Annotated in this window: 17 protein-coding genes; 5 read left to right on the forward strand and 12 right to left on the reverse strand. The window is 42.9% G+C overall.

What is annotated here, in order from left to right; all coding sequences use genetic code 11:
- Positions 1–107 precede the first annotated feature (107 nt).
- Genes NAF01_RS14955 through NAF01_RS14970 form a run of 4 tightly spaced genes read left to right on the forward strand, consistent with a single transcriptional unit; the run spans position 108 to position 4,741 of the window.
- Complete coding sequence (locus NAF01_RS14955) at positions 108–2,234, forward strand: MMPL family transporter (protein ID WP_250800705.1); 2,127 nt, start codon at positions 108–110, stop codon at positions 2,232–2,234.
- A gap of 40 nt (positions 2,235–2,274) precedes the next feature.
- Entirely contained in the window at positions 2,275–2,946 is a 672-nt protein-coding gene (locus tag NAF01_RS14960) for a response regulator transcription factor (RefSeq protein ID WP_250800706.1), read from the forward strand.
- Positions 2,943–4,337: a sensor histidine kinase gene (locus NAF01_RS14965; protein WP_250800707.1), complete on the forward strand. Its 1,395-nt coding sequence runs from the start codon at positions 2,943–2,945 to the stop codon at positions 4,335–4,337. The genes NAF01_RS14960 and NAF01_RS14965 overlap by 4 nt, the downstream gene beginning before the upstream one ends.
- A 5-nt stretch (positions 4,338–4,342) precedes the next feature.
- Complete coding sequence (locus tag NAF01_RS14970; RefSeq protein ID WP_197249497.1) at positions 4,343–4,741, forward strand: hypothetical protein; 399 nt, start codon at positions 4,343–4,345, stop codon at positions 4,739–4,741.
- A gap of 154 nt (positions 4,742–4,895) precedes the next feature.
- On the opposite strand, the gene NAF01_RS14975 is transcribed toward NAF01_RS14970, so the two are convergent.
- The 12 genes from NAF01_RS14975 to NAF01_RS15030 form a co-directional block, all read right to left on the reverse strand.
- Complete coding sequence (locus NAF01_RS14975; RefSeq protein WP_250800708.1) at positions 4,896–5,258, reverse strand: DUF5661 family protein; 363 nt, start codon at positions 5,256–5,258, stop codon at positions 4,896–4,898.
- 416 nt (positions 5,259–5,674) lie between these two features.
- Positions 5,675–6,094 (reverse strand): arsenate reductase (thioredoxin), encoded by a 420-nt coding sequence (arsC, locus tag NAF01_RS14980; RefSeq protein WP_250800709.1) that lies wholly within the window; start codon positions 6,092–6,094, stop codon positions 5,675–5,677.
- 16 nt (positions 6,095–6,110) lie between these two features.
- Positions 6,111–7,406 carry an arsenic transporter gene (locus tag NAF01_RS14985; protein WP_284709485.1) on the reverse strand — a complete coding sequence of 432 codons (1,296 nt, stop codon included), beginning with the start codon at positions 7,404–7,406 and terminating at the stop codon, positions 6,111–6,113.
- 14 nt (positions 7,407–7,420) lie between these two features.
- Positions 7,421–7,765, reverse strand: a complete 345-nt coding sequence (locus tag NAF01_RS14990) for an ArsR/SmtB family transcription factor (RefSeq protein ID WP_250800710.1) — start codon at positions 7,763–7,765, stop codon at positions 7,421–7,423.
- A 440-nt stretch (positions 7,766–8,205) separates the two neighbouring features.
- Positions 8,206–8,703: an arsinothricin resistance N-acetyltransferase ArsN1 family A gene (locus tag NAF01_RS14995; RefSeq protein ID WP_250800711.1), complete on the reverse strand. Its 498-nt coding sequence runs from the start codon at positions 8,701–8,703 to the stop codon at positions 8,206–8,208.
- A 13-nt stretch (positions 8,704–8,716) separates the two neighbouring features.
- Positions 8,717–9,964 carry an MFS transporter gene (locus NAF01_RS15000; RefSeq protein ID WP_250800712.1) on the reverse strand — a complete coding sequence of 416 codons (1,248 nt, stop codon included), beginning with the start codon at positions 9,962–9,964 and terminating at the stop codon, positions 8,717–8,719.
- A 22-nt stretch (positions 9,965–9,986) separates the two neighbouring features.
- Positions 9,987–10,202 (reverse strand): hypothetical protein, encoded by a 216-nt coding sequence (locus NAF01_RS15005; RefSeq protein ID WP_250800713.1) that lies wholly within the window; start codon positions 10,200–10,202, stop codon positions 9,987–9,989.
- Positions 10,203–10,241: 39 nt separating this feature from the next.
- A complete protein-coding gene (locus NAF01_RS15010) occupies positions 10,242–11,618 on the reverse strand; it encodes an FAD-dependent oxidoreductase (protein ID WP_250800714.1) in 1,377 nt (458 codons plus the stop codon).
- 76 nt (positions 11,619–11,694) lie between these two features.
- Complete coding sequence (locus tag NAF01_RS15015; RefSeq protein WP_250800715.1) at positions 11,695–12,144, reverse strand: MarR family winged helix-turn-helix transcriptional regulator; 450 nt, start codon at positions 12,142–12,144, stop codon at positions 11,695–11,697.
- A gap of 123 nt (positions 12,145–12,267) precedes the next feature.
- On the reverse strand, positions 12,268–12,582 hold the full coding sequence (locus tag NAF01_RS15020; protein WP_250800716.1) for a DMT family transporter: 315 nt from the start codon (positions 12,580–12,582) through the stop codon (positions 12,268–12,270).
- On the reverse strand, positions 12,582–12,917 hold the full coding sequence (locus NAF01_RS15025) for a DMT family transporter (protein WP_250800717.1): 336 nt from the start codon (positions 12,915–12,917) through the stop codon (positions 12,582–12,584). The genes NAF01_RS15020 and NAF01_RS15025 overlap by 1 nt, the downstream gene beginning before the upstream one ends.
- Positions 12,918–12,992: 75 nt before the next feature.
- A complete protein-coding gene (locus NAF01_RS15030; protein ID WP_250800718.1) occupies positions 12,993–13,577 on the reverse strand; it encodes a TetR/AcrR family transcriptional regulator in 585 nt (194 codons plus the stop codon).
- Between the two features lie 193 nt (positions 13,578–13,770).
- Here NAF01_RS15030 and NAF01_RS15035 point away from each other — a divergent pair, with 193 nt between their 5' ends.
- On the forward strand, positions 13,771–14,505 hold the full coding sequence (locus NAF01_RS15035; protein WP_250800719.1) for an SDR family NAD(P)-dependent oxidoreductase: 735 nt from the start codon (positions 13,771–13,773) through the stop codon (positions 14,503–14,505).
- Positions 14,506–14,572: the final 67 nt, after the last annotated feature.

The following is a 14,572-nucleotide window of genomic DNA, read 5'->3' on the forward strand; positions in this document are numbered from 1 at the left end:
CAGAGTCATTTAGCATTGTATTTGATGAAACTGTAAACGAAAGTTGATATAAAGTTTATTTTCATTTTGTAAGATAATCCTTGAAATTAGTTTTAGGAGGCATTTATGTGAAAAAACTGCTGCATGGGGTTACAGATTGGGTTTCCACCAAACGGGGAATGTGGATTACGATTATCGGCTGGCTTGTGCTGATGATCGGCTTAAGTGCAGGTCCGATGCTTGGAGATTATAAAACAAATAATTTCCAGTCGCTTCCTGATGACGCGAAATCCATAATTGCCCAGAATAAAACAGAAGAATATTTTCCAAACAAACAAGGAACTCCGGGCATCCTGGTTTTCCATAATGAAAATGGCGAGGTTGAAATCGACGAAGCTAAACAGATTCTGGAAGGAATCATGAAAGAAGACATCGATGGAGTCAAGACGATTATCGATATCAGCAAGCTTCCGCCGCAAGCCCTCGGTTCTTTCATTTCTGAGGACAAGACTACCTTGATTGTTCCGATGGAGCTTGAACAGGGCCTTGGCAATGACCAGTATGCAGAGATCAATGATCATGCCTCAAAAGCAGGCAATAAAATTGCGGAGGATCTCGAAAGCACTTCCTTTTATATCACAGGTCCAGCCGGTATTGCCGGAGATACGGTCAAGCTGTTCGAACAGGCGGACTTTGTACTCCTGATTGCCACTGTTGTCATCATTCTTGTCCTGCTTATAGCCATTTACCGTTCACCATTGCTAGCCATCATTCCGCTTCTCGCAACAGTGATCGTCTACCAGGTCGTGAACCAGAGTGTTGCATTAATGGGTGCCGGCGGACTTGAGATCAATAACCAGACGACCTCCATCATGAGCATTTTGCTGTTTGCTGCCGTGATTGATTATTCATTATTTGTTTTCTCCCGTTACCGTGAGGAGCTTAACCATTTCGAAAACAAATATGAAGCCATGAAACATGCCATGCGGGCAACCGGCGAACCTGTTTTCTTTGCGGGTGGAACGGTTCTTGCTGCCATGCTGGTTCTGTTCTTCGCGGATTTCCGTGATTATCAGAACTTTGCCCCGATTTTTGGAACAGCGATGTTTTTTATCATGCTGGCTTCCGTTACACTGGTTCCAGCTTTATTCACCCTGTTCGGACGCAAGGCGTTCTGGCCGAAGGTTCCTAAATACGGTGCTGAAACAGAAGTTAAACATAGTGTCTGGGGACCCATTGCCAGATTCGTTGTGAACAAGCCCGGCCTCTCAGGAGGAATTGTCGGCATTTTCATGCTCATCACAGCGTTTAATATTTTTAACCTTGTTTATGAATTCGACACCGTCAAGAAATTCCCGGAGGACCTGCCATCACGGGTCGGCTATGAAATAGTCGAAGCCAGATATGACAAAGGCGAGCTGGCTCCTTCGACACTTCTGGTTGTCAGTGATCAGCAATTGGCTGAAAATGATACAGCAGCGATAAGTGAAAAGCTGCAGGAATTTGATGAAGTTGCCTCTGTCCGCCTGTCTGCCCTATCAGAAGACGGCAAGGCGGCAAAAATGAGTGTCGCCCTATCCATCAATCCATATTCAAATGAAGCCATATCCTTTATGAAAGATTTGCGTGACGACACACCTGAGCTATTAGAAGAAATTGGTGTGGAAGCTGAGTCCTACTATAGCGGGGTCACTCCGAAAATAGTGGACGAACAGGATGTCAACAGCGATGATATAATGAAAATTGTCCTGCTTGAAACGGTCCTGATACTTGCTCTGTTATTTGCGCTAACGAAATCCATCAGGATGCCGATCTATATGATGGCAACTATTTTGCTCTCATTTGTCTCGGCTTTAGGGCTTGGGATTTTCCTGGTTGATGTATTATTCGGCTTTGAAGCCATCAGTTCGCGTGTTCCTGTCTATTCATTTATTTTCCTTGTAGCATTGGGGATTGATTACAACATCATCCTGGTTTCGCGTTTTATGGAGGAAAGGAAGAAACACCGGGTGAAGGACGCTCTTGAAATTTCCATCCGCAATACAGGCGGCGTTATTTCTTCCGCAGGCCTCATTCTGGCTGCTACCTTTGCTGCCCTTATGACCATGCCAATCGCGGACTTATTCGTCTTTGGCTTCATCGTTGCCATGGGAATATTGATTGATACCTTCCTTGTGAGGGGGATGCTGCTTCCGGCATTAATCTTATTTTTCGAAAAAGATAAGGAAACTTCCCGGGAAAAAATTTCGGAATAGAGTGAGGGTCCCTCCCTATTCCCTTTAAGGAGGCCCTGCTATGAAAATACTAGTCGTAGATGATGATGTTCATATACAGAAGCTTGTTACGATTCATCTGAATCATGAAGGCTATCAGGTTCTGCGTGCAAATAATGCTCAAGAAGCATTGGCGCTCCTGGAAGAGCAGACGGCAGATTTAGCTGTTGTCGATGTCATGATGCCTGGCATGAATGGATTCGAACTCACCAGAGTTTTGACTGACGACTTCGGAATCCCTGTTATTCTCCTGACGGCAAAGGGACAGCTCAGTGATAAAGAACAGGGCTTCCTATCCGGATCTGAAGATTATATCGTCAAGCCGTTTGAAGTGAAGGAACTGCTTTTCCGGGTAGCCGTGGTGTTAAGAAGAGCCGAGCGGGCGATGGAAACAGTCGTTAAAGCCGGTAATCTAACCATTGACAGAAAAAGCTTTGAAGTGGAAATCAATCAGGAGACCATCCTTTTTCCATTAAAGGAATTTGAGCTCCTGAGCCTGCTTTCGGCCCGCAAAAATAAAATAACACAGAGGGCCGCATTGATCGAACAGGCATGGGGTGCGGATTATGAAGGCAGCGAACAGACATTAAATACCCACATCAACCGAATTCGGGACCGGTTGAAAAAATACGGGGCAACCGTTGAGATTCAGACCATCCGCGGCATCGGGTATAAGCTTGAGGAAACGAAATGAAGACGCTCTACCGGAAATTTATTGCAGCTACACTTGTGATTTTAGCCATTAGTATCCTGCTTTCCTTCTTTTTAACCAACTGGGTCTATATGGCTTCTACAAAAGGAAAAATCGACAGACACAATGTCGTGATTGCAGAGGAAATCGCGAATGGCCTCGAACAAATGCATTCCTCCGGTTCCACGTATGAAACGTACTTAAATTCGATGAGCAAGCTCGGCTATCAGCTCTATATCGTGAGTGAGTCCGGAGATGGAGAATTCTTCGGGCAGCCTTTCAATAAAACAGATCTGCCTGAAGAAGCTGAAAAGGTACTCACTGATCAGAAAGTGTATCATGGGATGGATAGCTTTGCCGGCCAATTTCTGATGATGGGCCATTTTTCAAACGACCTTGAAAATACGGTCGGCGTCCCTTTTACCATGGACAACCAGAATTACGGGCTATTTCTCCGTCCCGATAATAAGCTGCTTTTCTCGGACATTCACATGATCTTCGCGTGGTTCTTTGTCGCTATTGCCGTTGTCAGCATTACCGGGGTGATCTGGTTCGCCAAGCATCTGATCAAGCCGATTACGAAGCTGACGGAGGCGACCAAGGAAATTACCCGGGAGAATTTCAACTTCCCGTTGAATATTGAACGAAGGGATGAAATTGGACAGCTCGCGGAAAGCTTCAGCCGCATGCAGGATCAGCTGCAGCACAATGATGAGGCCCGCAAGTCATTCATCAACAATGTGTCCCATGACTTTCAATCGCCTCTTATGAATATTCAAGGGTATGCGGAACTTTTGCAGACACAGAAACTGTCAGATGAAGAACATTTCGAATATGTACAGATTATCGATCAGGAGTCAAAGCGGCTTTCCAATCTGACCAAACAGCTTCTGCTTTTGACTTCACTTGACCAGAAATCTTATCCGATGAAGCTTTCGGAGGTGAAACTGGACGAACAGATCAAGGAAACCATCCGAAGACATCAATGGCGGCTGGAGGAAAAAGAAATCGAGATCTCCTACAAGCTCGCGCCCGTCAGTTTGAAGGGGGACCCGGAGCTTTTGGTGAATATCTGGGACAACCTTCTGACAAATGCGATAAAATATAACTCGCATGGTGGCAGCATTCTGATCAGCCTGTCTCAAACCCAAACAGCAATTGAAGCTGTTTTTAAAGATACCGGGATTGGAATATCAGAGAATGCGATCAGCCAGATTTTTGAGCGCTTTTACCGGGTGGACTCGGCCAGGAAAAAAGATGGCACAGGACTCGGGCTATCGATTGTAAAACAAATCATTGAGCTGCATAATGGGGAAATCAAGGCAGACAGCAAGGCTGGCGAAGGCACCACCTTTACCATTACATTTTTCAGGGAGAAACAACGGGAGGAATAAACATTATGGAACAAAAATGGAGTATTAGATTAATAAGATTTGCAGCTATCTTTGGCATTATCGGAACCTACCTTGGGTCGCATATGTCCGGGCAGATGGATTATTCGTTAAGGCCCATTCATGCCCACATCCTGCTGGTAGGATGGCTTTCCGTCTTTGCCTGGGGAATCTTTTATAAAGTCTACCGCGTAAAATATAAAAAGCTCGTATCCATTCACAGCATCCTTGGAATGGCAGGAGCACTTGGTCTGACTATCGGCATGTGGATGTATACTTTAAATCCGTTTAATTTAGGAGATACCTTTGTTCTGGTCTTCTTTATTGTCGGCGGAACCCTGCTGTTGTTTGCCTTTGCACTTTTTGTGGCGATTACCTTTTTAACTGAAAAAACATCGGAACAGTAAATTATAAAAGCAATGCAATCCTCTTTTGGAGGCTGCATTGCTTTTTTAAAATGATAAGAAAGGAGAAATTTTAACTTTGAGAACTGTCTAGCGCAAGCAGCCTGCCCCCCCTCGAGGTGTCGGAGGTGACCAAGGCGCTTGCGCTTTTCTTTAGTCAGCCTTGCTGCAATGAATTCCAATAGGCTTTAGCTTCCGCTTCCAAAACTTTTAATCTCTTATAATAGTCAGGAAACTCGTTAAGATGTGCCAGTGCAATTTTCCCTGTAAGAAGCGGATCATCTCCAGTAACATTAGTCTCCCTTGATCGTTTTCCATGTTCCAGTTCTGTATTGACACCCATCCAGAATTCATTCAAATCAAACTGTGTTTTCGTAAAATCGATTCCCAATAGCAGTGCAATGGCTGCGGCCTCTTCTTTGGAAAATCCTTCCATTTGTCTGCTGGTATTTGGAAAAGACTGATGATTCACATGTCCTCTGCCTAAGTGATACCCGTAAGGATTATAAGAGTAATACAACAACTTTCACCTCTCATTGCCAGATACCATAATGTATGTGAATGATTTTTTTAGGAGCATGGACTTGAACAAAATTAAAAAGGGCCCAAAAGGCCCTTTCCTAACAGCATCTTCCTGTATTACCGATCATCGAGATCCCGCTTCCGTTACCGCTCCGCTCTAAAACAAGATCTTCGGTGTTTGGTTCAATAATCGGGTCGATTGCTACTTTGATTTCATTGATTGTGACAATAATATCATCTGCTTCCGGCTCATCCAGAGCCAGTCCTATTCTTGGCTGTCCTCAGCCATAGCCTTCAAAAAAGATGCGGACGCTGCCGGCATTTTGTTCTTCCAGCATTTTTCTTAATTCATCACGCGCATTGTCTGTGATTTTCATGCCTGTTCCCCCTTTTAGATGTTTTCAAGTATATTATTTACTTTCCTGTTTCGGCAAATGTTTTAATCCGAGCGCCGATTTCATCCCGTACACGCTGAAAGAAAGCCCATTTTTCTTCTTCTGTTCCTTCTGCTTTCGCAGGGTCATCAAATCCCCAATGCTCGCGTTTTACATGTGGAGGTGTCATCGGGCATTTATCAGCTGCATCGCCGCAAAGTGTGACAACCAAATCGGCATTATTGAGGATTTCAGGATCAATGATATCAGAAGTCTGTTTGGAGATGTCAATCCCAGCTTCCTTCATTGCTTTTACAGCGTTCGGATTCAAGCCATGTGCTTCAATCCCTGCACTATAAACATTCCATTCTTCACCTAAATGCTGTTTTGCCCATCCTTCTGCCATCTGGCTGCGGCATGAGTTGCCTGTGCATAGAAAGTAGATCGTTTTTTTAGTCATATTGAGATTCTCCTTTTTAGATAATCATTAGCCAAATGTACAATCCGGTTAATGTGATAAACAGTGTTGGGACCGTTAGTATGATCCCTGTTTTAAAGTACGTTCCCCATGAGATTTTAACTCCCTTCAGGGACAATACATGAAGCCACAGCAAAGTTGCGAGGGATCCAATCGGCGTGATCTTCGGGCCTAAATCCGATCCAATCACGTTCGCATAGATAAGGGCTTCACGGATGATTCCGCTTGTATCGGTTTCAGCAATGGCCAAAGCGTCAATCATAACGGTTGGCATATTGTTCATGACAGAAGAAAGGATGGCTGCAATGAATCCCATTCCGATTGTTGCTGCAAATAGTCCCTGGTCAGCTGTCATTTGAATTAAATCTTCCAAAACATTTGTAAGACCAGCGTTTCTAAGTCCGTAAACCACTACATACATGCCAATCGAAAAGAATACGATAGCCCAAGGTGCACCCTTGATGACCGTGCGCGTATTCACGGCTGGGCTTCTCCGCGCCATGATCAGAAAGAACAACGTTACAATGCCTGCGATGAATGAGACTGGGACACCAATCCACTCACTGGCAAAATAGCCTATTAATAAGATTCCTAAAACAAGCCAGGACAATCGGAACATTTTGCTGTCTTTAACTGCTTCTGCTGGTTTTTTCAAATGAGATAAATCATAATTCTTTGGTATGCTTTTTCTAAAGTATAAGAATAAAACCAAAATGCTGGCACCCAGTGAAAAGAAGTTCGGAATAATCATGCGGGACGCATATTCCACAAAGCCGATGCCAAAAAAATCAGCGGAAACGATGTTGACCAGGTTGCTGACAACCAATGGCAAAGACGTTGTATCTGCAATAAATCCACTTGCGATAATAAACGGAAAAACCAATTTTTCTTCAAATTGAAGGTTTCTCACCATCGCAAGGACAATTGGCGTGAGAATGAGTGCCGCTCCATCATTCGCAAAGAATGCTGCGACAACCGCTCCCAAAATGGAAACATAAATGAACATCTTCACTCCGCTGCCCTTAGCCGCTCTTGCCATATGTAAAGCGGCCCATTCGAAAAACCCGATTTCATCTAAAATCAGCGATATAATGATGATGGCAATAAAGGTTAATGTGGCATTCCAGACAATGGATGTAACATCTATAACATCATTGAAATCCACCACACCGGCTATTAAAGCGAGGATAGCTCCGCCGCATGCGGACCAGCCGATGGACAGACCTTTTGGCTGCCAAATGACTAATATGAGGGTGACCAAGAAAATCACCGAAGCTAAAATTATTTGAGTCAATGTGTTCCCCCCTCTTACTCACAGGAACTTCGCAATCCCTGCTCTTCCAATTCTGTTAATAAACAATCCTGGCTTGGAAGGTGATCAAGCACATTCTGAACCAGCGGGTAATAGTCACTTTCCTGATTCAATGAATAAATAATCCACTGACCCCTCCTGTTTTCCCTGACCACACCTGCATCTTTTAGTTTCCGAAGATGCTGGCTAATGGCTGGCTGGCTCATTTTAAAAATCTCCACAAATTCACATACACAGCAATCATGGTTATTTAATAGCTTCACCATTGTGAGCCGTGTTTTATCGCCTAATAATTTTAAAATGGATGCTGCCTTGCCGATTTCGACTGTGGATTCTATCATGATCTCATCACCTCCGCTTTGCACATATTAATATATAATGATTTGCTTATATAAGCAAATGGTTTTTTTCATATTTACAATAACTTTACATATAGTTTGCTTTTTTATTTTAGCAGTATTCGTTTGGTTTGCCTGTTTTGAAAAAGGAGAAGTTTACTTGTGTGGCTGCCTTACTTCATGCACTTTCAGACAGGGACTGCTCACGGGAGGTGCGGGGCCACTCTCCATTCATTCGGACAGGGAAGGAAGATATCCGGGAGTTCCTGTTCGAACCTTGTTTATCTTCGGACTGACAATCCGGAAATCCTAGTGTTCCTGTCCGAACTTTGTCCAGCTTCGGACTAACAATCCGGAAATCTGAGTTATCCTAATCTGGCAGCCCACCGAACATATAGAAAAACCCGACAAAAAAACGGCTATACTAATAGCCGCACTTCTATTTAAAGGAGTTTTTCCATAGCCATCACATCAACAAATTCTCCATCCAAAACACCCTGATTTTGAAATATGCCAACTTCGCGATACCCCATTTTTTTATAGAGTCCCTGTCCCAGGCCATTAAACGGAAAAGTAAACAAAACCAGCTTATGGAACTTGTTTTCTCTTGCTTTCTTTTCGAGGGCAGAAAGCAGCTTCCCGCCTGCCCCTTTGCCTCTGAATTCCCTGGAAATATAGACTGAGATATCTGCCACTCCATTATAAGCACAGCGGTTACTGTACCGATTCAGAGAAGCCCAGCCGATTACTTGACCCCCTTTTTCTGCGGCAAGCACACTAAATCGTCCCTGATGCTGGTCAAACCAGTCTGCCATATAGGAAAGATCTTTTTCCTCTGTTTCCAATGTAGCAATGCGGTCTTTTATTCCCTGATTATAAATCTCCATAATCTCTTCCAAATCTGTCTTCTTCGCTAAACGAACAACAGTCTCCCTGATCATTGCAGTTCCCCCGCTAATAAGATTCACAAATCTCTTTTTTTATGAAAGTGTTTAACCTCTTGGCTAAAACTGTCCAAATCGCAGCTAAAATAAGCAGTATGAACGAACCGCTCCAATATAAAAATGTAAAACCAGCTTCTAATTGGATTACTATGTAACTAATTGAAGGTCCTAAAGCTGCCCCTACATCTTGAAAGATGGTGTATACCGTAAGGAAAGAAACCACGTTTGCAGTTTTTGCTGTGTCCAGGGCAATTGTATCCAGAATGGTTGATAAAATAGTAGCACCGGCCATCACTAAAAGAGTAACTGCTATCCAAAGCCATAATGGAAGTTTAGCAGATACCAAGCCAAAGACACCCCCTGCAAAAATCAGCGAAACAATAAAAATCGGCAGCCTCCCCGGCGCCCCATCAGACCAGTGCCCCACTGTTTTCCCCAGAAAGGGTTCCCATGTCCACCTTACCGCTTGGATTAGGCCAGATAAAAAAGTAACACTGACAACCACATTCCATATTGATATACTCTCTCCGTAAAAATGTTCAATCAAGGAGCTCATTGTGGATGTCACTATTCCCTGATATAGCATGGCAAGGAGAAAGCCTGATACAATAATCGCTGCTTTATATGCTGTCCTGCCAATGAAAGGCTTCTCTTCAGCCATTGTATCAATCTTTCCGGGTGTCTCCTCAACTTGATTAATTTTAGAACTCAGCATTAGAGGAAGCCCCAACAGGGACAATAATCCAAATGCAATTGAAACCGTACTCAAGCCTATAATCGGAACGAGCAAGCCCCCAACCAGCATTCCGACCAGGCTTCCTGTACGGTAGAGCCCGTTATATAAACCCATAGAACTTCCACGCTTATTGTTTTCTGCATAAACAGCAACAACCGACAATCCTCCTATCCGAAAAAATGACCAGGCAATTCCCCATAAAGCACGGAGGATTACCCAGGCCGCAAATCCTTCGAAAACACCATATCCTATCGTTGTGAATCCGCCTAACAGGACAGCAATGATCAGGCCGGCCTTTAATGAAAGGTGTTTATATATCCAGCCTGCAATTGGATTAAAAGGCAATCGTATGAAACGGTTTATGGAAAGGAGCACACCCACTTGCCAAATAGATTCAAGCCCAGCAGTTTCCCAATAAATAGGCAAGGCAATATACAGCATGGAATCACCTAAGAGACTTAATGCTGTGACGAAGGCGACTATTATAATTGGCTGTGAAGATAAGTGATTTTTAATAGTCACCAGGATTCATCCTCTCCGGTTATTAAAATTTATCATTCGAATGTTTAATTAAATCCCGATAAGCCAAAATAAATTGTTCATACGTTTCCTGCCCCATTTCAATCTCCTGCAATCGAAACAGCCTTTCAAACGTTTTATCTTTTGCTTCCTCAACAGAACATCCGAAAGCATTCATAATTAATTTCATATAGGAAATAAAATATTCTTTCTTGAGTGCTCCGGCATGATTTATGGTCATTATAATCACCTTTTCAATTACATTTTAAGGAGCAGCGAATCAATTACAGCAGGATGATGCAGACTCTTCAAAGGAACTTTTAAAATTAACGCTGCATACACCAGTTTCCGGCAGATCCAGCTCCACTTTTTCTGCAGCAGCGATATCACCGCTTAGATAAGCTGCCACTGACCTAACCTGCTCATAGCCTGTCGCCATCAAGAAGGTTGGAGCACGGCCATAACTTTTTGAACCCACAATATAAAAATTTCTCTCAGGCTGTCTTAATTCTTTTTCTCCATGGGGACGAACCGTACCGCAGCTATGAATATTAGGATCAATTAATGGTGCCAATGCATCTGCACTTTCAGTTGCAGAATCGATGGAAGTACGAAGTTCACTTATGATAGAAAAATCCGGGCGGTTTCCTGTATTGACAATCATTTCATCGATTCCATACAGGCTTCTCATATTCCCGTTTTGGCTGCCTATTAACTCGATCCCCTTTTCCGTCGACTCTTTGACCAGCTGGATACGAAATGGGGTAACGGCCTTCACTTGCCCTTTATCGACCAATTGATGGATTCTGCTTCCGAGGCGCCCGCGTGCTGCAAGTGCATCTTTTTCTTCTCCTCCGTAAGCATCCTCAACCTGATTTCTTCTCATAATCCATAAAATCTCCGTTTCGGGATAAGACTCTTTCAAATCAGCTAAATCCAGCAAGGCATTAATCGCTGAATGACCTCCGCCGACAACTGCAACTCGCTTATTCCGATAGCGCTGCTGCTCACTCCCTAATACATCGGGTATTCCATAAAATATCTTTTCCTTCAGTTCCTTCTCATCAGCCAGCCAAATTCCGCTTGATGAAGCCGGATTTGGATTACCCCAGGTACCTGCAGCATCAATTACTGCTCTCGATTCGAATGTTTTGTACTCTCCATTCTGCTCAGCATGGATAACAAAGGGACTGTTTTCCCGGTTTGCGGTTTTCATTTTATCGGTGTCTTTTCTGCCAACTGATAAAACTTTCGTATTAAGGTGAATGAAAGGCTTTATTTCAGGTAAGCTGGACAGCGGCTTTAGATAGTGTTCAACAAGTTCCTCTCCGGTAGGCAAAGCTTCCAATTGCGGCTGTACCCAGCCATTTGCGCTTAATAAACTGGCTGCAGCTTTATCAATATTGTATCGCCATGGTGAGAATAACCGAACATGTCCCCAGGTTTTAATATTGGCTCCCGCTTGCTTGCCCGCTTCGAGCAAAATAAATGATTGCCCCCTGCTTGCCAGGTGTGCAGCAGCTGCCAGCCCAACAGGTCCGGCGCCAATTATTGCTACAGGCAGCGCTTCAGCTTTCCCCTTGCTTTGTGAATTCTTTTCTAATTCGTTTTTCTTAGATGTGCAGCATCCTTTTACAAGATCATTTTGGTTAGTCATGCTTTCTCCTCTTTTCTTCAGATTTAGGTTGATTGATTTTACTTGCAAAATGCAAGTATTACATCCAGGGGAATTTTTACCCCTGAATTGGCTTACAGCATGCATTGGACTTTGCCATCGCATTATTTAACAAATGAATTGAGCGGATGACTGTTTCTTTTTCAAACTCATTCATTTGTGAAAAAACTTCATGTAAAAATGCATTCATCTGCTGATCAATTGAACCTGCAATAAATCTGCCTTCAGCGGTAAGCGAAAGAATACTGATTCTCTTATCTTCAGGGTCCGGCGTTTTCTTAATTAAGTTCATTTTCACTAAAGATTGAACCTGCCTGCTGAAAGTTGTAATATCCGTCCCTAAGGTATCTGCAATCTGCTGCATGGACGGATAATGCTGATTGTCAATCTCATAAAGAATATGGCTTTGAATGAGGGAAATATCGCATCCGCCTACACTGCAGCAATTTTTATTGAGTAAGCCAAAACGGCGAGTCATTACTTGAAACAAACTGCGAAGATTTTCCATTATTTTCACCTCTTGGTTACATTATATGTATTTTATTTGTAATTTGCAACTAATTTTTATTTATTTTTTACCAAAAAAGCAGACCAGCATTCAGGTCTGCTTCTTCTATAGCTTAAAGTCTTTTTAAGATGTCATTCCCAGACCAATTACTCCAATTAAGATAAAAGCCAGGGCCAAAAACTGTTTATATCCGAATCTTTCTTTAAACCAGAACAAACCGGCGAGTGTTATGCCAATGCTTCCCACTCCAGTCCAAATAGCATAAGCCACACCAGCTGGAATCCTTTGCATAGCCATAGATAAACAGAAGAAAGAGAAAATAAAACCAACTGTCATTACAGCGATCGGCCATTTCTTTCTCGTTCCATCCATATATTTCATGGCAATTGTGGCGATTACTTCTTCGATCCCCGCCAGGACCAATAATCCCCAAGCCATTAAGATTCCCCTCCCGCTTCAGTATTTTCCTGTTTCGTAAAATTCTTCATGCCCATAATTCCTGCCACTAATATCACCAGAAAGAATACTTGAATTACCGAAAAAGGCTCCCCCATTAACACACCTAAAATATAGGTGCCTACTGTTCCAATCCCGACGAATACGGTATAAGCCGCTGCAACAGGAATTACCTTATATGAGCGGATCAATAATATGAAACTTGCTGCAATCAGCATAGTGGTAATCGTCCAATCCAGGAATGAATCTGCATATTTTAGACCTGAAGCCCACATCACTTCGAGGATGCCGGCAGTAAATACTAACATCCATTTCATTTATTCTCATCCCCCTCTGAATGACAGTCAGTCATTTTTCTTTAAATAAAAATTATTGGAAGCAGTCCAATAATTTTAGTCCGTGACTAATGATTTCCTGATAAATTTAAAAAGCTCCTCTTTATAAACCGTCAGGGACTCATCCTGCTCGAGGCCAATATAATATCTTTCAGCAGCATTTTCAATAAGGTTAATGATGGTCCTTGAGGTCCATTTCACATTAATGTCCGGATAAATTTCTTCTATTTGAACTGCCTTGCTGATTTCAATTTCAAGCCATTCGTAATATGGCCGATATACCTCTTCCCATTTTTCCAGGGAATGATTGAAAGCGAGTCCTGAGTAAACAAGTACTATGATATCTTTATGTTCATCGGTAACCTTAAAAGTCTCATCAATTACGGCATCTAAAGTGCTCCAGAAGCTTTCTGTACCCTGCACCTTCCTCTTCATCCGTTCCAGAATCTTCGTGAGGAGTGAATTGGCGATCGCAGGAACTAAATCACTCTTTGAAGAAAAATATAAATAGAACGTTCCCTGAGCGATCCCTGCTTTTTTAACGATCTCAGATACCGAGGATTTTTCAAGTCCCTTTTCAGAAATAACCTCTATAGAAGCGCTCAGTATTCTGCTGTATTTATCATCTGGCCTATCCTGCATGAATTTAGCCTCCTTACACAAAAATGACTGACTGTCATTCATTATACCGATTTTTTTCCTTTCTATCAAGAATAATGAAAAAGCCCTTAAAGCTTGGTAATTTTCCAGAACTAATTACTTTGCACAAAGTATATTATCGATTATACTTGTTTTGTAAACGTATTTTAAAAAGATAATCCAAGGGGGCATTATCATGGGTAAATTCGATAATAAAATTGTATTAGTTACTGGCGGAGCATCAGGAATGGGAAAACGCATGACTGAGCTTTTAGTTGAGGAAGGCGCATATGTTATTGCAGCGGACATTAATAAAGAGCTCTTGGACGTTGTCAGCCAAAATGAGGCAGTGGAAGGCAAATTGCTGAATGTCATGTCAGAGAATGATTGGAAAAAGGCAGTGGAAGAAATTGTTGCCGATCATGGAAGAATCGATGTTCTTATCAATAATGCGGGCATTTCAAGTGAGAAGCATATGAATGATGTGACAATTGAAGATTGGGATCTCATGATGCGGATCAATGGGTTCGGGCCATTTGCAGGTATGAAGCATGTTTTGCCGCAAATGGTCAAACAGCAGAGCGGTGCCGTTGTGAATATTTCCAGCTACACAGCCATGGTGGGAATGGGAACAAACACGTACACTGCTTCAAAAGGTGCTGTCAGAGCCATCTCCAGAGCGGCAAGCACACAGTTCGGCCGATTTGGGATCAGAGTTAATGCCGTTTTCCCTGGCGTCATTAAAACGCCGATGACAGAAAATCTGTCAGAATCCAGTGAAGTGCTGCAAAGACTAATTCAGGCGACTCCGCTTCAAAGACTTGGTGAGGCTGATGACGTAGCACGTGCTGTATTGTTCCTTGCTTCAGATGATGCTTCTTATATTACAGGAGCAGAACTTGTTATTGATGGCGGTTTCTCTGCACAATAAACACAAAAAACTGTTCCCGCTGCGGGACAGTTTTTTTTGTGTTCCCTCATCTGCCACGTTATGACAC

This window comes from Cytobacillus firmus (assembly GCF_023657595.1).
GTDB classification, from domain to species: domain Bacteria; phylum Bacillota; class Bacilli; order Bacillales; family Cytobacillaceae; genus Cytobacillus; species Cytobacillus firmus_B.